This is a genomic window from Pseudoclavibacter sp. Z016 (assembly GCF_002931215.1).
In the GTDB taxonomy this organism is placed as follows: domain Bacteria; phylum Actinomycetota; class Actinomycetes; order Actinomycetales; family Microbacteriaceae; genus Pseudoclavibacter.
In genome coordinates this window covers 1-20,667 of sequence record NZ_PSTU01000001.1, presented here as the reverse complement: position 1 = coordinate 20,667, position 20,667 = coordinate 1, and the positions used below count along the sequence as shown (strand labels likewise).

17 protein-coding genes are annotated in these 20,667 nt (G+C 68.9%); 6 read left to right on the top strand and 11 right to left on the bottom strand.

All coding sequences use genetic code 11. The features are described 5' to 3' along the window. Window positions 1-3 precede the first annotated feature (3 nt). The gene (locus C5B99_RS00085; protein ID WP_104239757.1) at window positions 4-1,092 is read right to left on the bottom strand and encodes a substrate-binding domain-containing protein; all 1,089 of its coding nucleotides are present in this window, start codon (window positions 1,090-1,092) and stop codon (window positions 4-6) included. A 180-nt stretch (window positions 1,093-1,272) separates the two neighbouring features. Here C5B99_RS00085 and C5B99_RS18920 point away from each other — a divergent pair, with 180 nt between their 5' ends. Beyond that, window positions 1,273-6,735, top strand: coding sequence for a fibronectin type III domain-containing protein (locus tag C5B99_RS18920; protein ID WP_146081901.1), 5,463 nt, complete (start codon window positions 1,273-1,275; stop codon window positions 6,733-6,735). Window positions 6,736-6,923: 188 nt separating this feature from the next. Continuing rightward, window positions 6,924-7,778, top strand: a complete 855-nt coding sequence (locus tag C5B99_RS00075) for a hypothetical protein (RefSeq protein WP_104239740.1) — start codon at window positions 6,924-6,926, stop codon at window positions 7,776-7,778. Between the two features lie 16 nt (window positions 7,779-7,794). On the opposite strand, the gene C5B99_RS00070 is transcribed toward C5B99_RS00075, so the two are convergent. Both C5B99_RS00070 and C5B99_RS00065 read right to left on the bottom strand, forming a co-directional pair. Then, complete coding sequence (locus C5B99_RS00070) at window positions 7,795-8,205, bottom strand: META domain-containing protein (RefSeq protein ID WP_181064893.1); 411 nt, start codon at window positions 8,203-8,205, stop codon at window positions 7,795-7,797. A 96-nt stretch (window positions 8,206-8,301) separates the two neighbouring features. Then, window positions 8,302-8,889: a TetR/AcrR family transcriptional regulator gene (locus C5B99_RS00065; protein WP_104239738.1), complete on the bottom strand. Its 588-nt coding sequence runs from the start codon at window positions 8,887-8,889 to the stop codon at window positions 8,302-8,304. 23 nt (window positions 8,890-8,912) lie between these two features. On the opposite strand from C5B99_RS00065, the gene C5B99_RS00060 reads away from it, so the two are divergent. Beyond that, window positions 8,913-10,187 (top strand): sugar MFS transporter, encoded by a 1,275-nt coding sequence (locus tag C5B99_RS00060; RefSeq protein WP_104239737.1) that lies wholly within the window; start codon window positions 8,913-8,915, stop codon window positions 10,185-10,187. On the opposite strand, the gene C5B99_RS00055 is transcribed toward C5B99_RS00060, so the two are convergent. After that, window positions 10,123-11,073 carry a hypothetical protein gene (locus C5B99_RS00055; protein WP_104239736.1) on the bottom strand — a complete coding sequence of 317 codons (951 nt, stop codon included), beginning with the start codon at window positions 11,071-11,073 and terminating at the stop codon, window positions 10,123-10,125. The two genes, C5B99_RS00060 and C5B99_RS00055, sit on opposite strands and share 65 nt — an antisense overlap. A 145-nt stretch (window positions 11,074-11,218) precedes the next feature. Between C5B99_RS00055 and C5B99_RS00050 the strand changes: the two genes are divergently transcribed. Both C5B99_RS00050 and C5B99_RS00045 read left to right on the top strand, forming a co-directional pair. Next, window positions 11,219-11,998, top strand: a complete 780-nt coding sequence (locus C5B99_RS00050) for an L-threonylcarbamoyladenylate synthase (protein ID WP_104239735.1) — start codon at window positions 11,219-11,221, stop codon at window positions 11,996-11,998. Window positions 11,999-12,086: 88 nt separating this feature from the next. Beyond that, window positions 12,087-13,424 (top strand): hypothetical protein, encoded by a 1,338-nt coding sequence (locus tag C5B99_RS00045; protein WP_104239734.1) that lies wholly within the window; start codon window positions 12,087-12,089, stop codon window positions 13,422-13,424. Window positions 13,425-13,443: 19 nt separating this feature from the next. On the opposite strand, the gene C5B99_RS00040 is transcribed toward C5B99_RS00045, so the two are convergent. The 6 genes from C5B99_RS00040 to C5B99_RS00015 all read right to left on the bottom strand — a co-directional run bounded on the left by C5B99_RS00040 (window position 13,444) and on the right by C5B99_RS00015 (window position 18,566). After that, window positions 13,444-14,598: a zeta toxin family protein gene (locus C5B99_RS00040; protein ID WP_104239733.1), complete on the bottom strand. Its 1,155-nt coding sequence runs from the start codon at window positions 14,596-14,598 to the stop codon at window positions 13,444-13,446. Beyond that, on the bottom strand, window positions 14,595-14,855 hold the full coding sequence (locus C5B99_RS00035) for a hypothetical protein (protein WP_104239732.1): 261 nt from the start codon (window positions 14,853-14,855) through the stop codon (window positions 14,595-14,597). Before C5B99_RS00035 ends, C5B99_RS00040 begins: the two co-directional genes overlap by 4 nt. A 49-nt stretch (window positions 14,856-14,904) precedes the next feature. Next, window positions 14,905-15,243, bottom strand: a complete 339-nt coding sequence (locus C5B99_RS00030; protein ID WP_104239731.1) for a hypothetical protein — start codon at window positions 15,241-15,243, stop codon at window positions 14,905-14,907. Window positions 15,244-15,373: 130 nt separating this feature from the next. Beyond that, window positions 15,374-16,924, bottom strand: a complete 1,551-nt coding sequence (locus C5B99_RS00025; protein WP_104239730.1) for an aminoglycoside phosphotransferase — start codon at window positions 16,922-16,924, stop codon at window positions 15,374-15,376. Between the two features lie 77 nt (window positions 16,925-17,001). After that, window positions 17,002-18,123 carry a class I SAM-dependent methyltransferase gene (locus tag C5B99_RS00020; RefSeq protein WP_104239729.1) on the bottom strand — a complete coding sequence of 374 codons (1,122 nt, stop codon included), beginning with the start codon at window positions 18,121-18,123 and terminating at the stop codon, window positions 17,002-17,004. 2 nt (window positions 18,124-18,125) lie between these two features. Next, the gene (locus C5B99_RS00015; RefSeq protein ID WP_104239728.1) at window positions 18,126-18,566 is read right to left on the bottom strand and encodes a pyridoxamine 5'-phosphate oxidase family protein; all 441 of its coding nucleotides are present in this window, start codon (window positions 18,564-18,566) and stop codon (window positions 18,126-18,128) included. Between the two features lie 154 nt (window positions 18,567-18,720). Here C5B99_RS00015 and C5B99_RS00010 point away from each other — a divergent pair, with 154 nt between their 5' ends. Further along, window positions 18,721-18,969, top strand: a complete 249-nt coding sequence (locus C5B99_RS00010) for a DUF6458 family protein (protein WP_104239727.1) — start codon at window positions 18,721-18,723, stop codon at window positions 18,967-18,969. A gap of 37 nt (window positions 18,970-19,006) precedes the next feature. Here C5B99_RS00010 and C5B99_RS00005 read toward each other — a convergent pair whose 3' ends face one another. Beyond that, complete coding sequence (locus C5B99_RS00005; protein WP_104239726.1) at window positions 19,007-20,383, bottom strand: NAD-dependent succinate-semialdehyde dehydrogenase; 1,377 nt, start codon at window positions 20,381-20,383, stop codon at window positions 19,007-19,009. Window positions 20,384-20,667 lie beyond the last annotated feature (284 nt).

Sequence of the window (20,667 nt, the reverse complement as noted above, 5' to 3'; positions counted from 1 at the left end):
CGGTCAGGAGCGCGCCGCGGTGGAGCTCCGCGCGTGCAGCACGGGGAGGACACGCGTGCGCTGCACGGGTCGACGGGGACCCTCCTCGAGGCGCGACACCATCGTCTCGACGGCCAGCCGGCCGATGTGCTGCTTCGGGGGACGCAGCGCCGTGATGGGCGGCTCGGCGTTCTGCGCCACCTCGTCGTCGTAGGCGATGACGGCAAGGTCGTCGGGGATCGACCAGCCGTGATCGCGGGCGTACTGCTGCACGAGCACCGCTTGAGGGTCGGAGTGGATGAGCAGGGCCGTCGCCGATGCCCGGCGGCAATCATCGAGCACTCGAGCGATGAACGCCTCCCTCGACTCCCCGTCCATGTCGTCGAGGTTCGCGTCGACGTCGACCACCGATTCGAGGCCGAGCTCCTCGACGGCACCGCTCCAGCCCTGCCGGAGCTGCGCGGAGGTCGGGGAACCGGTCGAGGTGAGGATGCCGACCCGGCGGTGCCCGAGCGCCGCGAGGTGGTCGGCAGCGAGTGAGCCGCCGAAGACGTGGTCCGTGGTGACCCATTCGAGGCTCGTGAGCGTGGCGACGGAGGAGGCGTGGCGCTCGGCGAGCACGACGGGCACCGGGAGGGACTCCAGCCAGTGCAGCAGCGCCCGTCCGTCTGCACCGCCCGTCTCCGGTGCGGCGATGATGCCGTGGAGGCCGCCCGATTCGACGAGGGAGGAGATCTGCCTGCGCTGATCGTCGACGGAGTAGCTGGCACCCCTGAGCACGAGCTGCACGCCGAGGTCAGTGGCCGCGGCCCGTGCGCCGACGATCACCTGCGGCCAGTAGTAGCTCAGAGACGGCGTGACCATGCCGACCCTGAAGCGAATCGCGGTCGCCTGTGCGGCGACCGATGGCACCGAGGTGTCGAGGCGGCTCCGCAGCGTCGCGCCGCCGTGGACTCGGGTCAGGAGACCGCGATCGGAGAGGTGCGTGATGTCGCGGCGGATCGTGAGCTCGGACACCTCGAGCTGCCGCGCGAGCGCGGCGACGCGGACGGACCCTGACCGCCGCAGTTCGTTGAGGATCCGCTCTCGACGCAGGAGACCGAACGGCGGCATGTCGTCCACGGATCCGAGCGTACAGACATGTTCGCATCGCGTCGAGCATGAACGGTTCTGTTCGCTTTGCTGGCCTTTTCGCCGACCCCACTCCAAGATCAGCTCGGAAGCACACAGTCGTGCCCGCCGCGCACTCAACGAACGAGCCCGCGCGGACAGCGCACAGAACGGAGAGCGCACATGCCTCAGGACCATCGGCTCGGTCGAGTCACGAGCACGAGCAGGGTCCGCAGGCGGCGGATGAGTCTGGCCTTCATCGCGGCCACGGCGGTGGCGATGATCGCGCCGGTTCTCGTCGCCCCCACGTCCGCGCAGGCCGCGGGATCGGATCCCGTCTCGGTGACCGTGGACGGCGCAGACGTCGCGGCAGCCGCAGAGAACGTCAACGGCCTCACGTTCAAGGGCTTCGGCGTGCTCACCGCCAACTCGACGAGCGCTCTGCTCCTCGACTACAAGGCGCAGCATCCGGAGAAGTACTGGGAGCTGATCGAGACGCTGTTCGGGGGCGACCGCCCGATCATGAACACCATCAAGATCGAGATGGGCAACGACCGCAACACCTCCACCGGGCCGAACGCGGCCACGATGCGCACTCGTGACGAGTACCCGAACGTGCAGCGCGAGCCCGGCTTCCAGCTCGCGGCCGACGCGCAGCTCGTCGCGCACGGCGACGTGCACGTCAGCATCCTGCGCTGGAATCGGCCGGCCTGGGCCACCACGCACGCCGCCCAGTACATCTGGTTCAAGAACACCGTGCTCGCCGCGTACCGCGAATACGGCATCATGGTCGACTCGATCAACCCGGACGCCAACGAGACGAGCAACCCCGAGGTCCAGCTCTACAAGGACTTCTCCGGCTGGCTCCGCGGCGACGACAAGGGCTACGAGAGCGCGAGTGCGGGCGACCCGAACAGCGGCTTCGCCTCGGATCAGGAACGGGACCTCTACCGATCCATCGAGACGGTCGCCGCCGACACGGTCGGGACTCCGCCGGTGTCCTTCGGCAACCAGATGACTTCCCCGAGCGACTCCTCGCTGCGTGACGCCGTCGACATCGTGGGCTTCCACTACTCGAGCGCCGACGACAACGCGGGCAACCTCAAGAAGGTTGCAGAGGAGCTGGACAAGGAGGTCTGGAACTCGGAGGGCCAGTCCACGTTCTCCAACTCGGCCGACCGGCCGAACAACACCAACAGCGACGAGCGGGGCGGAACGGGCACCGAATTCGGCGGCCCGAACAGCGCCCTCGAGATGGGCAACTGGGTCACGACCGGATTCGACGAGTCCCGACGCACCCTCAACATCTTCCAGCCCGCGATCGGCTCGTTCTACGACGGGTTCCAGTACTCCTCCAAGGAGCTCGTGAGCGCGCGCGACCCGTGGTCCGGCTGGCTGTACTACGACGGCGGCCTCGCGATGATCGAGCAGTTCACGAAGTTCGCGAAGCTCGGCTGGGAGAACGACGACAACACGGCGGGAATCTGGCGGGCGATCCCCCAGGCGTCCGACAGCGAGCTGGGGAAGGGCAATCCGCCGAGCGGTGCCCGCCTCGGTGGCGCATCTTTCACGACCCTGGCGGCACCCGACGCCAGTGACTTCTCGACCGTCATCATCAACGACAGCAGCTTCACGAAGACGTACCGCATCACGGCCAAGGACATGGAGCTCGGGGCCGACCGCACGGCCGAGCTCTGGGAGACGCGCGCCGCGGACGACGGCCAGGCCTACAACGACAACTACCTCACCCCCATCGGCGAGATCTCGCCGGATGGAGACGGGCTCTACACCGTCGAGGTCAAGCCCTGGTCGTCGTTGACCCTCACGACGCTCGACCAGGCGACAGCAGCAGCCGACGGCAGCCTCGCGCCCAGGGACGGCTACGCCAGCTCGCTGCCGACATCCCCCGAATACACCGACCAGGACGGGGGCCGCGACGTTCTCGACACCGACCCGACCGGCGCCCAGAACGGTGTCACCGATGACGAGGTCCTGTACGCCGACGACTTCGAGTACGCCGGCGCAGGCAACATCAGCGGCTACGACCCTGCCACCGGAGCGCTGGTCGATTCCGGAGCGTCGTTCCTGGACAGCCGCGGCGCCAAGCAGAAGCCGAGCGGAACCCCAGCGCTGCAGCCGGAGGACCAGGGCGTGACCCCGCGCTACACCAACGACACCAACGGCGCATTCGAGTCGGTTGCCACATCCGATGCGACGCACGGCCGGGTGCTCAGGCAGCAGGTCGGCCCCGGCATGGCCGGCGGCGCGTGGAACAACGGCGACCCCAAGACGACGATCGGCGACGCCCGGTGGGCGAACTACACCGTCTCGACCGACGTGCTCTTCGAGGCGGCGGGAGCGCAGTACGCGACCATCGGCGCCAGGGAGCAGGGTGGCACGGCGAACGGGCAGAACGTCTCGGCGGCCGAGCTCAAGGTCGAGCCCACCGGCGCGTGGACCTTCAGCCGCTACGGCGCGACGCTCGCGAGCGGCACCGTGGCAGGCAACGCGGAGGTTGCGTTCAATGCTGGTGCCGGCGTCTGGAACAGCATCGCCGTGACCGTCGCAGGCGACACCTCCACTGCCTCGATCAACGGCGTGCAGATCGCGTCGCACACGGATACCGCGCCGCAGGCCGCGGGGCGCATCCAACTCGGGTCCAGCTTCAACTTCGTGCAGTTCGACAACCTGCGGATCCAGACACTGCCCGGGTACACGCCCTACTACACGCAGATCATCGACGGGATGCACCAGAGCAGCTGGTCGAACACGTCGACCCCGGTGCTCGAGTTCGACGCCAACTGGAGCCACGTCAACGGACAGGGCATGTTCGAGTGGCAGCGAACCGCATCCAAGAGCACGGCCAAGGGAGCCGCACTGAGCTACTCCTTCACCGGAACGGGCTTGGACATCATCGGCGCCAACCCCGGCACCGCGACGCTCGATGTCGAGGTGGACGGGATCCCCGTCGCGCTCGCAGCTCCAACCTGGAGCGCAGGCAGCGCCCGAACGACCTTCACGCTCCGCGGGCTCGCGAACGGCGCCCACACGGTGGTCATCAGGACCGCCAACGACAGCGCACTCAACGTCGACTCGGTCGCCACGATCAGTGCGGTCGCCGACTCCGCGCGCGTCGACACGGGAGCACTCACCGAAGCCGTCTCCGCCGTCGCGCAGCTCGTCGAGGCAGATTACGGCCCCCAGTCGTGGGCCCCGTTCGCTGCCGCACGGACGGCCGCGCAGGCCGCGATCGCCGACCCGGTCGGCTACGGACTCGACGTCGAGGGCGCCACAGCGCTCGAACGGCGTCTTGACTCCGCGGCAGACGCGCTCACCCCCAAGGATGTGAGCGCCGACGTGACGGACCTCGGCTCCCTGGCCATCACGACCGCCGAACGTGCCCTGCCCGGCACACTCCTCCTCTCGGGTAGCGAGGAAGAGGTCATCTGGACTGCCGCGTCGAACGCCGGCGCCACGACCACCGGCGAGCTCGCGAGCTTCGCCGCCAGCGGGCGCACCTCGGAGAAGACCGAGGCCGGCGTCTACCAGCGCTTCTCGGCGACGGTGCTCGTCGTCCCCGCCGATCTCGACTACTTCATCGACTCCGGCTCGAGCGGTTCGGAGGCAGGCTCGGCCCACGCGGCCGCGGCAGGCGTCTCGCCTGAGCTCCGCAACGAGACCGCCGACGAGAAGTGGGACGGCACCGCCCCGGGCAGCACGTGGGGGTACTCGACCGCGGCGACCACGCTCGCGAGCGGAACACCGCAGGATTGGGGTTCCTCCTACATCGGCGCCGACTTCAACAAGCCGGTTACCTACCACCTGACCCTCCCCGCCGGTTCCTACAACGTCGTCGGAGTTCAGGCGCCCCGTGCTGGACTCACGACGAACCTCTCCGCGAAGCTCACGGCGAACGGCGAGACCGTCTCGAAGACGGCGACCTCGACAGGGTCGGCGACGCCGATCGCGCAGACGCTCACGCTCGACGAGGAAGCCGTCGTCCAACTGGAGTTCGGCACCAATGGAACGAGCGGCTACAACGCACGACTCGCACTCGTCTACGTGCAGACGCTGCCACGCGACCTCGGCGTGCAGGGCGTGCTCGACACCGACGATCCGCTCCCGAGCACGGTGAAGGTCGCGGACACCGAACGTGCCGTCACGTGGGAGCCTGCAGCCCACGAGCAGCCCCGCACCGAATACGAGACGATCACGGCCAATGGACGCCTCGACGAGAGCGACGCACCGGTCGTCGCGCAATTCGAGATCGTGCCACCCGGGCTCGTGTACTTCATCGACGCCGGAACGGACGGCGCCGCCTCGCCCCAGTACGCGGCAGTGTCAGCCGCCGTCGATGGACTGCGCAACGACAAGGTCGACCAGGTCTCCACATCCGCCACGCAATGGGGGCACCTCTCTGACGGCATGAAGCTGAAGACGGGGACCGATATCAAGGACAAGTACTCGACGGGGCTCTACCAGGACACCACCAAGCTGAGCTACCGGCTTCCTCTCGAGGCTGGCACCTACACGCTGACCGGCGGCTTCACCGAGTGGTGGAACCTCAGCAGGACCATGTACCAGACCGTGTCGGTCAACGGCACGGAACTCGCGAAGGGAAGCATCCCCCTCTCCGGTTCAACACCCAAGCTCTCCGCCGGCCTGACCTTCACGCTCTCGGAGGCGGCGACGGTCGACTACCTCGTGACCAACGAGGGCGCGGGCGGCGAGAAGCCGGTCATCTCCTGGCTGGCCGTCGCCGACGAGACGCTGCCGGGGACTCCGCAGAACGCCGTCGCGACGCAGGAGGGCGACACCTCCATCGCCGTCTCCTGGGATGACCTCGCCAACCCCGGTGCGGGCTTCGCGGGCTACCGCGTCTACGAGGCAGGGGAATCGGAACCGGTCTGTGCAGCGACCGAGACGAGCTGCACCGTCACCGGACTCGCTCCAGGTTCGACCCACTCCTACGAGGTGACCGGCGTCAACGCCTCCGGCGAGGGTCCTCGCTCGGCGGCGACCGCACCCGTGACGCTGCCGGAGGCGCCGACGGACGACGGCGCGACGAAGGCGCCGGGAAAGGGAGTGCTCTCCTCCAACGACGGCTGGAACACCGGTCTCCGCGACGGCGAGTTCCAGCTGACGATGAACCTGTGGTGGGGCGAGAACGGCTCCATCTTCCGGCTCTACCAGGACGGCCAGCTGGTCAGCACGACACCGCTCAGCATGAACTCGCCAGCGGCACAGTCAGCCGTCGTCGACATCGCCGGCCTGGCGAACGGAACCTACGTCTTCACCGGCGAGCTGGTGAACTCGAAGGGAACGACCGCAACGGAGTCGCTCACGGTGACGGTGACGAACGCCTCCCCCGGCGCCCCGTCCCTCTCCTCGGACAACTGGGACGGCGACGGCACCTACACCGTGACGGCGAACCTCTGGTGGGGTACGAACGCCACCGCCTACCGCTTCCTCGAGAACGGCGTCGAGGTCGGCACCGGCGAACTCACCGCGGCGAGCCCCGCCGCCCAGAAGGCGACGCTGCAGGTCGAGGGCAAGGCGCCGGGGCAGTACGCCTACACGGTCGAGTTCATCAACGCCGCAGGCACCACCGTGAGCACAACCCACGAGGTGTCGGTCACGAAGTAGCTGCACGCCCGAGTGGGCTCCGCGTCGGACACGAACGCGGCGCCCGCTCGGCGGCGTTCGCCGGGCCCGCGGCCGAAGCGCTCACCGAGGGCACCACCCAGTTCCCGGCCGCGCCCGTTCGATAGCGTCGTCGTCGACCCAGAAGCCGGCAGCGCCTGCCGAAACGCGACGCGACAACGGGGGCCTCGATGCCAAAGAACCGCAACCGCAAGGGAGCGCTCGCAGTCCTCGCGAGCGCTCTCCTGCTCATCGGCCTCGTGACCGCCGCTGCGCTGCTCGGCCTCCCGACCGGCTGGGTGACCTTCATCGCCATCGCTGGTCTCCCGCTCGTCCTCGTGCTTGCCGCATTTCTCGGGCTTCGCTGGGGCGACGCCAGGATGGCCAAGGCTGGGCCCGGCGTCCTGACGGCCCTCGGCCCGGGGGAGATCCACGAAGTGGACATCGCTGAGACGTCCGTCGCGAAGCTCGGCTGGCGGGCCGCCGTGCAGCATCTCCCCGCTCAGCTGCCGCCGGCACGCATCCGCACCCTGGTGGTCGCTGGAGTCGTCGGCGCGGTCGCGGGCGTGTGGTTGACCGTGACGCTCACCGAGGCCCCCGAACCGTGGCAGACGACCCTCGGGGCAGCGCTCCTCGGCGTGACCGGGTCAGCGGCCCTCTGCCTCGCACTGCTCCTCGCCTGGCTGGTCATGGCTCACCGAGACACGCCACTTGATCGGAGCTCGCGCAGGCTCCTGGAGCAATCGATCAACCCCGCGAATGATCGCATCCGCATCAACATCGCGAGGATCGATGAGCTGCAGGAGGCGATCGATCAACGACGCACGGTCACCCCACTGCTCCTGCCCATCGCAGCCGGCACGACGATAGCCTTCTTCACCGCTGCCGCCGCCGAGCTCGTCCTCTCGGGCGGCGAGCAGTTCCCCCGCCTGGCGTCATTCGCATCACTGCCGATCCTGCTCTGGATCGGGCCCACGGTTCTCGGCAGAGTCGAGCAGATCGCCCTGGCGCTGGATGAGGTGCGGTCGCGCGAGGGGGCCGCCTGACGTCCGCACCAGGGGTTCAGCCCTCGCGAATGAAGCGAGCTTCTCCAGCAGACGTCGGCATGACGATCTCCTCACCATCGACAGACAAGCCCGTGAAGCCGCTGTAGAGCAGGTCCTCCACTTCGTGGAGATTCGGATCGCAGCCGACCTCGGACGCGGCCCAGAAGTCGATTCGGATCCGGTTCCCAACCACGGAGTACGGGCCGGATGCACCGTTGCAGCCAGCTCCGGCGAAGGCGTGCTCGTCGGTGAACTCGATCGTCGCCGAGCCGAACTCCGCAGGGACGTCGGCTGGCGACTGGCTCACGACCCAGGTGCCGATCAGCTCCTCCTGCGAGAGCGTCGGTGCCGTGCAGGCTGCAAGAGCGAGAACGACGAGGGCAAGCGACGACAAAGCCACTCGGGTGCGGCGGGACGTGTACTGCAAGATACCTCCGGTGTGGTCGAGTGCTCGTCGAGCATCCGCTCACCATCACCCTACGAAGACCACGCGCTGCAGACCAGGCCGACTGAGCCTCAGCCGCTACGCCGAGTCGCGCCTCGAGTCGGGTTCGGTCGTGGCGGCACGGATGAGGCCCGACGCCATCCGCCGCGCCGTGGCCGTCGAGTACCGCTCATCGCGGAGACGCATCGCGAGGTAGCCCGTGACGAGCAGCAGCAGCTCCTCAGCGAGGGACGCTGACTCGTCGAACGGGCTCGCGAGGTGCGTGAGCCGCGACCGCAGCGACTCGGTGTCGGTCTGCACCGCGGCACGGACCTCGGCGGGAGCGTCGGCGTACTCGGCGGAAGCCCCGAGGAAGGCGCACCAGCGAGAGCCGAGAGGCTGCTGCCGAAACGCGTCCAGGGCATCGAAGACGGCGAGCAGCTGCTGCTCGTCATCGCGATGCTTGGCGATCTCCGCATCCCACAGCTCGATCCAGGCACGGTGTCGGCGCTCGAGGGCCGCCGCGACGAGGGCCTCCTTGCTGGCGTATCCGCGATAGAGCGTGGCCGCCGAGACTCCCGCGCGCTCGAGGACGGCGTCGATCGGCGTCGCGTGGATGCCCGCCGTGAAGAACAGCTCGTCCGCGGCGTCGAGCAGCTTGGTCTCGGTCCTGGAGCGGATTGCCATGCCAACACTCTAGAGTCGTAAACATGAAACGATCGTTTTCGTTACGGGATCGCCGCCCACTCCTGCTGGTCGCCTCGGGGACCGCCCTGGTCGCAGCCACCTACGGGCTCGTCCGCCTCGCCTATGGACTCCTCCTCCCCGATGTCCAGGCGGAGCTCTCACTGAGCGCATCCGCCGCCGGACTCATCTCGAGCGGCGCCTCCGCCGCCTACTGCGCAGCCGCGCTCGCCAGCTTCCTGCTGGCAGCCCGCGCCCCGCACCTCTTCGCGGCCCTCGCGACCGTGACCGCTGCCGGCGGCGCGCTCGGCATGGCCCTCGCCGCTGACGGCGGCGTCTTCGCGGCCTCGGCGATCCTCGCGTCGAGCGGAGCCGGCTTCGCGTCACCCGCCCTGGTGGAGCTGCTGCACAGGACAGTCAAGAAGGAGCACGTGGGACGGATGCAGGGCGTCGTCAACGCGGGCACCGGCCCCGGCCTCGTCGCAGCAGGCATCCTGGCGCTCGTCCTGCTGCCCGACTGGCGACTCGCCTGGACGCTCGCCGCGGGGGCCAGCATCGTGGCCGGCGGCTTGGTCATCGCCTCGACCTGGCGAGGAACCACCGCCACCACCGCGCGACCGGATGCTGCGCCCCGCCTCGCCCCCGTTCCGCCGCGATCGTGGTTTCGCCAGCACCTGCCCGTCATCGCCGCGGCGCTCTTCCTCGGCGCAGGCTCAGCCGCCGTCTGGACGTTCGGGCGCACCGCGCTCGTCGACGCAGGCGCAAGCCAGGAACTCTCCGCCGGGGCCTGGATCGCGCTCGGTGTGGGAGGAGCGGCGGTCATCGCCTCAGCCGGCAGACTCCAGGAGCTGACCTCTCGACGGGCCTGGCTCATGACCAGCCTGCCCGTCGCCGCGGCGACGGTCCTGCTCGGCACCTCCGCGGGGGTGTGGCCACTCGCCTTCGCCGCCTGCATCGCCTTCGGCTGGGGGTACACGGCCGGCACCGGCGTGCTCATCTGGTGGACGACGCGACTCGATCCCACCCGCGCGCCGGCAGGGACGGCGCTGCTGTTCGTTGTCCTCGTCCTCGGCCAGGCGCTCGGCTCGGCACTTGTCGGGCAGGCCATCGAGCTCGTGGGCATCCCGGGCAGCTTCATCGCATCCGCCCTGCTCGTGGTGATCGGCATCCTCGCCGCCTCGAAGCAACCGGCAGCGAGCTCACCGGCGCGCGCCTCGGACGCGCCTCCCGCGCAGGTCAGTCGTACTGCAGGCGCAGACGCAGCCGCTCACCGACCTCGAACTGCGCATCCGCCAGTTTGAGCGGATCGAGCTGCAGGTCACGGAGATCGATCGGGTCCTTGAGCTCCTCGCGGATCTGACTGCGGACCGCCAGCAGCAGCAGGCCGATGAGCGGGTTGCGGCTCGTGAGGCGCGGGTTGATGAGCTGCAGCTTCAGGTCGTCGCCGAGCTGCGCCTCCGTCGTGAACAGCAGACTCGCGCGCAGGAAACCCCGCCGGACCTTGCCGGACGCATGCAGGTGCGCGCCTCGGGGGCCGGCCTGCGTGAGCTCGAGATCGACATCGGACACGTGGATGCCCTGGCTCTCCCCCGACTCCGTGACGATGGACACGAGCGCATCCACCACCTCCCGCTGCGTCGCGGAGACGTCGATCAGCAGCGTGTCGACGGGGAAGACCGTCGCGGCCTCACCACCCGCGATGCCCTGCCTCAACGCCAGCGCGAGCTGCCCGCGATCATCCTCCGCCCAGTCGACGTGCACACCGGCGGCAGTGATCGACGCCTCGACTTCGGCGCCCTGGATGCGAACCGGGAGGCCCCGCACCCGCACCTCGGCGACGCGGGCGTCGGTCCTCGCGACCTCGGTGCCGAACTCGGGGAACTCCGGGAGCGGCGGCGCCTCCTCGACCGTGGCGTCGAAGGTGACCTCGACGCCCGTGAGATCGATGTCGATGCCGAGGAGGTCGCCCGCGAGCGGATGCGCGGTGACACGCGCCAGGTCAAGGCCGCGCACGTCCATGGTGTTGTCCGCGTCGAAGATCGGCGGCACCACCTCGCGCACGAAGCGCTCCAGCACTCGGGAGACCGCCTCAGGCGTCGTCGGCCGCGGGGCCGTTGCAATGACCAGCGCCTCGGGTTCGACCTCGGAGGATGCGTCGCCTTCTGGGCCCTGCTGAGGAGTCTCCATGCCCTCAACCCTACGGGCGAGCGGGTGCACGACCCTGGCTGCGGGCCAACACCAAGTAGGATCGATCCTCGACGCGACCCAAGCGGACGCGACAGTTCACTCCGGCTCGACGAGCCCGAGCACCAATTTCGAGAGAAACGCAGCTATGGACAGCAAATTGATCGCGTGGAACGGCGACGTGCAGCCAGAAGCCGTCGAGATCCTCACGGGAGACGGCGGACTCGTCGTCGTCCCGACGAAGGTCGGCTACATCATCATGACCTCCGACAAGGAGGGACTCGAGCGGAAGTTCGAGGCGAAGGAGCGCAACCGCAACAAGCCTGGCGTCGTGCTGTGCGGTTCCCTCGAGCAGCTGCGCGAGCTCGCGCAGCTCACGCCGGAGATCGACGCGTTCTACGAGCGCCACTGGAACGACGACATCCTCCTCGGCTGCATCCTCCCGTGGAAGGAAGAGGCCGTCGCGGCCCTTCCCGACGACGGCACGAAGGAGCTCATGATGGACGGGCGCGGCACGAGCTGCTTCGTCATCAAGTTCGGCGTCCCCGGCGAGAAGCTCGCGAAGGAGCTGTACGAGAAGCACGGACGCTTCGCGTTCGCGAGTTCCGCGAACCCGTCCGGCAAGGGCAACCGTGGACTCGTCGAGGGCATCGGCGAGCGCATCCACGACCGCGCCGACCTCATCATCGAGGCGAACGACTACGTCGCATCCATCCAGCCTGAGGCCACCACGGAGACGCGCCACGAGCAGGGCGTCATGATCTCGATGGTCGACGCCGACGGAACGCTCATCCCCGAGCAGGGCGGACAGCGTTCCATCTCGCCGGCTCCCGTCGTGATCCGCAAGGGCCTCGACATCAACCGCATCATGGCGATCCTCGCTGAGTCGTTCAACAGCTGGGACTTCCGCCAGGGCGAGTACTACTGATTCTGGCTCGCACCGGGGGCTGAGCGCCTCTTGTGCGTACGGCAGATTCACGACGTGATTTGTCGGGCGGGCTCGCTACGCTTTCCGCGTGCGAGCCCGTTCTTCGTCTGCTGACCTCACCCGCCTCATCGCGTCGCGGCCCATCTCGCGTGGGCGCCTGCGTCGTGTGCTGAACGCGCCTCCCACGGCCGCGACGACGCGGGAGTGGTGGGGCGCCCTGTCGGAGGCCGAGCGCGCGCGTCTCCTGAAGCAGGTTCCGCTGCTTGTCGGCAACCTCGATGGCATCCCGTGGTCGGTTCGCGTGCGGGCCAACCGGGAGTCGCTCGGGCGTGCGATCGGCGCTTTGGAGTCGGGCGCCTCCATCGAGCGTGCGCTCGGCAGTGCGAGTGCGTTCGCGGGTGGTGAGATCAAGAGCATCCTGGCGGATGCGAGCCGCGGGGAGCTGCGCGACCGCGAGCGGCTCGTGCACCAGCTGCGGGAGCTGCACGGGGGCCGTGGCTTCGTCGACCGCGGCGGGAAGCCGCGCTTCGTGCTCGCGTTCGATCCCGAGCGGGACTCGATCGTCGAGTACGTGGGCGCGGCGATCTCGGAGTCGGAGGACCCGTTCGCGTCTCCGTTCGCGGAGGGGGTCACATCGGTGGGGGTGTTCGTGCCCGGCAACGAGTCGCGGCTGCTCGACTTCGAGGGCAAGGCGCACACCATGTCGGAGCTCATCACGCTCGCGCCCGCTGGCACGGCCGGGCTCGTCGTGTGGCAGGGCGGGCGGTTCCCGCGTGGCCCGTTGGCGTTGTCGGCGGCGATGGCGGATGGGCTGGCGCGCAAGCTGGGTGGGTTCGTGAACTCGATCCCCCGTGACGGGCGCGTGGAGCTGACGGCGTTCGGGTTCAGTTTCGGCGGCGGCGTGACGGGGCGGGCGATGGCACTCGGGATGCGGGTCGACCGGGTCGTGCACGTGTCGAGTGCCGGGCTGGGGCACGGTGTGGCGTCGCTCGACGATCTGCCCGTGTCGGCTCGCGTGCCGCATTACTCGCTGCTCGCTCCCGTCGATCCCTCCGTCGGTCCGATCCTGGGCATCAACGTGCACCTGCCGTTCCTGGGGCGGGTCGGCCATTTCGGGCATGGTGTGGATCCGGCGCATGCGCCCGGGGTCGTTCGCTTGGAGACGGGGGTGCTCGGTGCGGCGCAGGGGAAGCGCGCTGCGGGTGCGGCGCTGTCGCTCGGTGACGTGCTGACGGGGCACTCGGCGGTTCTGGAGCAGTGGGGGACGACGGCGAAGCGCAACATGGTGGCGGTTCTCATGGGTGGTGGCGCTGAGGTCGAGTTGGCGGCCGACGGCGGCGTGCTCGGCCGCATCGCGCAGCGTCTCGTCGTGCCGTACGTGCCGTTCCTGCGGGTGCGCGAACCGGAGCTGCGCAGCGTCGCCTGAACGGGTGCGGTGCCGGAGGTCAGCGTTCGTCGCGTTCGTGCTGCGGGGAAGCCTGCTGCGTGCGCGCACGGGTGGACGTGTGGGAGCGGGTTGGGTCGGCGAGTGGGCTGGTGGTGTGTCCGAGCGCCGTGGCGAGCTCGGTGGTGAGGCGCGGGCCCTGCGCGCGCTCCTCGACCGCGCCCGCTCGAGTGGGCCGCTCGCCGTGGCTGAGGGCTTCGCGTGCGGCGCTGGTGCGGGCGCCGAGGGCCGCGAGCGCTGCCGACGTCTCCGCGTGGGCGGGGCTCTGCGTGGTGTGGGCGCGGGCCGCGATGTGGGGTGCGTCGGCTCGGAGGTCATCGATGGTGGCGAGCACGTCGCCGCCGAGATCGGCTTGTCTGAGCACGAAGTTCGCGTCTCGGTCGAGTGCTGCGAGCCAGGTGTTCGCGTCGCTCGGGGTGAGGTTGTCGAGGCCCCTTCCGGCGATGACGGCTGCTCGGGCGTCGGCGCCGTCGCGCGCGCCGGTTGTGCTCGCAGCGTTCGTGTCGATGTCGGCTGCGTGGAGGGCACGACCGCCGCGGTCGACGACGAGCACCCGGTCGACGTGCCCCTCGGCGATGACCCGTTCGAGCGACTTGGGCATCTGCTCGGCGGCGACGTCGTGGAATGCCTGTGGGGTCCACCTGCCGGCCCCTTGGTCGCGGACCTGTTCCGCGTACCGCGAGAGCACGCCGAGCCGCGAGACCGCTTCGGGCACGGCAAGCGCGCGCACTTCGACGCGGTAGCCGGCATCGCGAAATTCCTTGGCCGTCGCGACGACGGCGTCCGGCTGTCGGAACGTCGTCTCGAACACCACGGATGCCTGACGTTCCCGCAGGTAGTCGCTCGACATGCGCGCCCACGCGCCAGCAGCCTGCGCCGTCACCTCCGGCATGCGAAGCGGGTCCTCCCGCATCACGCTCACGTAGTCGGGATGAAAGACTCGCAGGTCGTCCCCGATAACCGGGATAGCCCCTCGGAAGTCCTTCTGCGCGCGACCCACCGTTCGCGTTTTCCCGGCACCGGGTTGTGCTCCAACAAGCACGAGCGTCGGCTCCGAGGCTCGTTGGGAAGATCGGAGAGCATCGAGTTCCGGCCGAATGGACTTCTCAAAGATCTCGCGCAGTTGCTCGCGGGTGACCTCTGACTCCGAGCTCAATGGTCCTCCGCCTTGAGCCGTGCGACGAACGACGCCCGGAGAGCTTGCACCGCATTGAGCGAGTACGTGTCGACTTCATCCGCCTCGATCCTGACGGCGATCTGCTTCTCCAGCCAGTGCTGTCGCTGTTGTTCAGAGCCGGCTTCATTCTGTCGAGCAACATAAAGACCCCTGAGCCGGTTCGCGGCTTCGCGCATGGCGTCGTAGATCATCGGGTCGTAGTCGTCGATGGGCTCGTCGCTGGGCATGTCGGTCATGTTCGTCCTCTCGTGGTGCGTGTCTGCCGTGGCGCAATCACCGTCGCGTTCATCCGGTGCCCCGGACTGCCCTGCCGCTGCCGCGCCCGCTGGCGACGATGCTCGCCTCTGCCCGGTGCCGCTCCAGCAGCTCGTTGCGCTTCCGGACGACGCTCACGTTCGACTGGGCGTCGACGCCCGCGACCTCCTCGCGGAGTTCGGCGAGCTTCCCCAGCCACCGCCTGGACTCGAGGTCGCTGCGGGCACGCGCTGCTCGCGCGGCATAGAAGGCGGCCAGCCTGCCGCCAGCATCCAGCAGGAGGTCGTACACCTCAGGCGAGTAGCCTCCCGTGCTCGGCACCCCTCGCGGGTCGCCGGGTGAACTGTCGAACGTCGTGGTGCGCGGCACGTGCATCCTCCCGATTGCGTACTCGCGAACCTACTCGCGGCGCGGCGCCCGAAACGGTGGAGGGGCGAATCTGTGGACAACGGCAGCCGACCACGCATCGCGGTCGGCTCCGTCGAGACCGGCAGCGCCCCTAGGCGAGGATGCGCTGCACCGCGCGCACGGGAATCCTGAGCCAGGCCGGCCGCTGAGATGCCTCGTAGATCACTTCGTACAGTGCCTTGTCGAGCTCGAAGACCCTGATGAGCGCGGCCGACTCCGCAGCGCTCAGCGGCAGCGAGCTCGACTGACCCCCTTGCGAGAAGGGACCAGACCCACCTCTCGCGTCGCGCGTGCTCCTGGCATCGTCGAAGTCACGCGCCTGCCTGCGCGCGGCCCGGCTGTCGAGCGTGATCGCGCCCGTGTGACGCCCGATTCGCTCCTGGCCGCTCACGGCCGCGGCGTAGCCGTTCAGGAACGACTGCCGAGCACGGGCGGCCCAGTCACCGGCGACATCCCGCCCAGTCGTCATCTCCAGCGACCCGGCGACGTAGTCGAACGATCGCAGGATGCCGGCGATGTCGCGTTGCGGGGCATCCGCCGTATTGCGCTGCTCGATGCTGCGCAGCGGCTCTCCCTCGAAGTCGAGGAACACCCAGCCGCTGCCCTCCACGGCAAGCACCTGACCCAGGTGCAGGTCGCCATGCACCCGCTGCAGCGTCGGCCAGTGCATCTCGGCGGCGTGCGCGTAGACCTCCTCCGCTGCACCCCGCAGGCGCTCGAGGGCCGGGGCGACGGCGATGGCCGCATCCAGGCGCTGCCGCATCGCGTCGACCTCAGCCTGCACCTTCAGGGCGCTCGCCTCGACGCTCGGCAGCACCTCGCGGAGCGTGCGATGCACCTCAGCGGTCGCCTCCCCGAGCGTGTACGCGGCGTCACCGAAGTCGTCCCCAGTCTCGGCGGCGCGCAGCGCCACCCGCCACGCATCCTCGACCCCGGGGAGGAACTCCTGCGCGAACACGAAGTTGCCAGAGGCGCGCCCGCTGCTGACGCGCGGGTCGGGCCAGTAGCCCGACAGGTGGCCGATGGCGGGCGGCACACGCACGGAACCGGCCGCGGCGAGCGCCGACTGCAGCGTCACCTCCGGGTTCTCGCCATCGTGCAGCATGCGGAAGACCTTGAGGATGAGCGGGGCAGCGGCGCCCCCATCTGGCATGCGCATCTCGCAGATGATCGACGAGTTCGACTGCTCCCCAGACAGCACGCGACTCGTCACGAAGCTGCCGAGCACGACCCCGGGCATCGGCAGTCCGTACGCAGCGATGTCCGTCCGCCCACCGGCCCCCGCCGCGTGCCCCTCGCGCTCGAGCAGCGCCAGGAGCGCCCGAGCGAACGCGATGTCGTGCGGACCATCGACGACGGCGCTCACACGCCCGGCCGCGTTGCTGATCGACCCGATGTACCCGAGCGCGGGAACGCGCGCATCCACCTCGCGGAGCACGATCGGCACCTGGTACACGACCGGGACATCGCCGGAGGAATCGAGGATGCACGGCACCGTGACGAGATGCACCCCGGCCTCCCCGTTCGGGTTGGCGAGCACGTAGCTGCCGAGGTGCGTGAGCTGCGGCGTCCGACCCTCACCGCCCGAGTACCAGCGCTGCTTCGGCATCCAGTCGCGAAGCATGTGGATGAGATCGGTCATTGCGCCTCCGGTTCAGTTCCCCAGCCTACCGACCGGATGCCCGCCCGGAGGCGCGAATCCGCCACTTCTCGTCGCGATCAGCCGCGCCTGCGACTGAGCACCACCGTGAACTTCGCACCGCGCGAGATCTGCGTGCTGGGGCCGACGATCCGCTCGAGCGCCGCACGGTGCGCCAGACCCGAGTTGAACACCGTGAGCATGCTGGCACCGGGCCTCAGCATGCGCGCGGCCTGCTCGAAGAGCGGATGCGCCATGTCCTCGACCACCTCGTGCCGGTCGTGGAACGGCGGGTTGAGGAGCAGCACATCCACCGAACCGGTCTCGATGCTCGACCCCGCGTCCTCGCGGCGCACCTCGACCCTGTCTTCGACGCCCGCGATGCGCACCGTCTCGCGAGCAGAGGACACGGCAGCCCAGGATCGATCGCTCGCGATCACCTCGAGCTCCGGTCGGAGCCTCGCGAGCGCGACGGCAAGCACGCCCGTGCCGCAGCCGAGGTCGACGGCGAGGCCCGCCTCCGGGAGCTCGTCCGCGGGGAGGTCACGCAGGGCTCCGAGCAGCTCGCGCGTGCCCAGATCGAGGCGCGGGCCCGCGAACGCACCACCGTGGCTCGCGATCGAGAAGCCGAGCTCGTCGGAGCTCTGCACGATCGGGTACGCCGACGCCGCGCCTCGCAGCTCCGCCTTCGGGGCGCTCGCGTGCAGCACCCTCGACTTCTGCCTGCCGAGGCTCGCCGTCACACTCTCGAACGAGCGCTCGAGGGTCTCGTTCATTCCGCGGCTCATGTGCTTGATGCGTCCGCCAGCGACGATCCGCACCTCTGGATGCGCGTGCGCCGCGACGAGGCGCGCGATCTCATCGAGTTCCGCGAGCGACTTCGGCAGGCGCAGCAGCACGAGGCGAGCGCCGTCGAACAGCGCCGGCTCCAAGCCGAAGCGAACGGCCTTGAGCGAACGGAAGCTCGCCCGCACTGCATCGTCGCTGGCCCGCTCCTCCGAGACGGCGTCGTGGAAGGTGCGCACCGTGTCCAGGTCGAAGCGCTCAGCGGCCGCAACGGCCAGCGCACCCGTGGCGTCGCCGACGACCGCGAGCGGCACATCCACCACACCCAGCTCGGCGGCTTCATCGAGGATGAGCCGGTCGACGGGGTCGGGCTCCGTGACGCCGGAAGCTGCGGCACTCAACAGGGGATCCGGCATGCCTAGGCGATGGTGTCGATGAGGGGCTCGGCCTCTTCACCGGTGATGTAGCGGCGGCCAGAGACCTCGACGACCGTGATCGCCACGTACTCGTTCTTGGGTGCCGCGATGAGCGGGCGCACGCCGAGCGCTTCCGCCTTCTCGAGCTCAGCCTCCGTGCTGAGCACCCGGGCTCCCCCGCGTGCCACGAGGCTCGTCGCGAACCCGTCGCCGAGGGCGTCGGATTGGAACACGACCTCCTTCGCGATGGAGGCCCCCGCGAGCTTGAAGCCGGGCGCCGACTTGAAGACGATCTCACCATCGCGCTCGCTGAACACGACGTTGATCGGATAGATCTCCACACGGCCGTTCACGGCGAACGCGATGCGACCGAACGTCGTCGCGCGCAGCAGAGCGCGGCTTTCCTCGTCACTCAGGACGGTGATCAGTTGCTCGTCTTCCATGCGTCCATCATGGCCTGATCGGCGCCCCCTCGCCTGACCGATTCTCGTCGCCGCGCACGAATCGACATCTGGGAGTCGAGTTACGACGCGAGCGGTGCGAAACTTGAGGCATCCCCCGAGCGACGTCCGCTCGATCCGACACGGAGGTCATCCAATGGGCTACGGCAGCGGCATCGCACTCATCGTCATCGGCGCCATCCTGGCGTTTGCCATCAACATCGACCTCGACGGCTTCGTCGACCTCAAGACCATCGGCTACATCCTCATGGGTGCTGGCGTCGTCGTCTTCATCCTGAGCCTCGTCACGGCGCTGCGCCGCAAGCAGTCCACGTCGACGACCCGGAAGGTCATCGACCCCAACACGGGCCAGGAAGTCATCGAGCGCACGAACCGCAGCAACTGACCTGAACGGTCAGCGCTGAGCTCGGCACCCGCTGCGCTCAGGCGGAGACGAAGAACAGGCGCTTGTTGGCGAACTCGCCGATCCCGATGGGGCCCATCTCGCGTCCGAAGCCCGAGTTCTTGACCCCGCCGAACGGCAGCTCTGCCGCCTCCGCCGCGATCGTGTTGACGTGCGCCATGCCCACCTCGAGGCGCTGCGCGATACGGGTCGCGCGCGCTTCGTCGCTCGAGAAGACCGAGCCACCGAGACCAAGCGCGCAGTCGTTCGCAAGGTCGAGCGCCTCCTCGTCACTCGACACTCGGTAGACCGTCGCGACGGGACCGAAGAGCTCGACGCCGTACGACTCGGAGTCGCGTGGGACGCCGGTGAGAACGGCCGGCGAGTAGTGGGCTCCCGGGCCGTCGGACAGCACTCCGCCGATCTCGAGCGTCGCGCCCTCCGCGACCGCCTTCTGCACCTGAGCATCCACGGTCTCGGCCGCCGTTCGGCTGGACATCGGCGTGAACTGGCCCTCGGCCAGGTCGAGCTGGTCGCCGGGGACGAGTCCCGTCGCGAGCTTCTTCAGCTCCTCGACGAACTCGTCGTAGATGTCGTCCATGACGATGAGACGCTTGTTCGAGTTGCAGACCTGGCCCACGTTGTAGACGCGGAAGTCCCACGCCTGCTTCGCGACGGCCGCGACGTCATCCGAGTCGAGCACGATCATGGGGTCGATGCCGCCGAGCTCGAGCACGCACTTCTTCAGGTTCCGGCCCGCCTGCGCCCCGATGATCGCCCCAGCACGTTCGGAGCCCGTGAGCGAGATTCCCTGCACGCGCGAGTCGGCGATGAGCGTCGCGATCTGATCGTGCGACGCGAAGACGTTCTGGTAGCCCCCGACCGGGACGCCGGCCTGCTCCATGATCTCCTGAATGGTCAGGGCCGACCGCGCGCAGATGTCCGCGTGCTTGAGCAGGATGGTGTTGCCCAGCACGAGGTTCGGTGCCGCGAAGCGCGCCACCTGGTAGTAGGGGAAGTTCCACGGCATGACGCCGAGCAGGGTGCCGACGGGACGATGCTCGATGAACGCCTTGCCGGGAATGGTGCTGGGGATCTCGGCGTCGGTGATGAGGCTCGGGCCGTGCACGCCGTAGTAGTCGATGATCGACGCAGCGAACTCGACCTCGTCGATCGACTCCTGCACGGACTTGCCCATCTCGACGGCGATGAGGTGGGCGAGCTCGTCCTTGCGCTCGAGGAAGATCGCGGCGACGCGTCGCACGACAGCGGCCCGCTCTTGCACGCTGCGCTCACGCCATTCCCGGTACACGGTGTCGGCGCTCGCGACGGCCTGCTCGATCTGCGCATCCGTCGCGTCGTCGAACGTCTCGATGATCTCGCCGGTCGCGGGATTCTGCACTCGGTACTCGGACATTTCGCTCCTCGGTCGCACGGTTCGTCGGTGCCAGTCTGTCGCAAAACCCGCTGCCAGTTTGGTCGAATACCGGGACGCGGCTCTACAAAGCCGCCATTCGAACGTCGGTGCCCGTCCGTAGGCTGACCATGTTTTCAGCCAGAACAAGCCCGCACCCCGAGGAGCATCACGTGGACTCTGCCCTTCCCACGATCCAGCACTGGATCGACGGCGCCTGCTCGACCTCGACGCCCGCGCGCACCTCGCCGGTCTTCAACCCCGCACTTGGCGTCGCCACCAAGCAG

Coding starts and splice junctions, on each gene's coding strand:
- C5B99_RS00035 (WP_104239732.1), bottom strand. CDS start 14,855: ATGACCGACATGCCCAGCGACGAGCCCATCGACGACTACGACCCGATG.
- C5B99_RS00025 (WP_104239730.1), bottom strand. CDS start 16,924: ATGACCGATCTCATCCACATGCTTCGCGACTGGATGCCGAAGCAGCGC.
- C5B99_RS00015 (WP_104239728.1), bottom strand. CDS start 18,566: ATGGAAGACGAGCAACTGATCACCGTCCTGAGTGACGAGGAAAGCCGC.
- C5B99_RS00060 (WP_104239737.1), top strand. CDS start 8,913: ATGAAACGATCGTTTTCGTTACGGGATCGCCGCCCACTCCTGCTGGTC.
- C5B99_RS00085 (WP_104239757.1), bottom strand. CDS start 1,092: ATGCCGCCGTTCGGTCTCCTGCGTCGAGAGCGGATCCTCAACGAACTG.
- C5B99_RS00005 (WP_104239726.1), bottom strand. CDS start 20,383: ATGTCCGAGTACCGAGTGCAGAATCCCGCGACCGGCGAGATCATCGAG.
- C5B99_RS00065 (WP_104239738.1), bottom strand. CDS start 8,889: ATGGCAATCCGCTCCAGGACCGAGACCAAGCTGCTCGACGCCGCGGAC.
- C5B99_RS00050 (WP_104239735.1), top strand. CDS start 11,219: ATGGACAGCAAATTGATCGCGTGGAACGGCGACGTGCAGCCAGAAGCC.
- C5B99_RS00020 (WP_104239729.1), bottom strand. CDS start 18,123: ATGCCGGATCCCCTGTTGAGTGCCGCAGCTTCCGGCGTCACGGAGCCC.
- C5B99_RS18920 (WP_146081901.1), top strand. CDS start 1,273: ATGCCTCAGGACCATCGGCTCGGTCGAGTCACGAGCACGAGCAGGGTC.
- C5B99_RS00075 (WP_104239740.1), top strand. CDS start 6,924: ATGCCAAAGAACCGCAACCGCAAGGGAGCGCTCGCAGTCCTCGCGAGC.
- C5B99_RS00010 (WP_104239727.1), top strand. CDS start 18,721: ATGGGCTACGGCAGCGGCATCGCACTCATCGTCATCGGCGCCATCCTG.
- C5B99_RS00055 (WP_104239736.1), bottom strand. CDS start 11,073: ATGGAGACTCCTCAGCAGGGCCCAGAAGGCGACGCATCCTCCGAGGTC.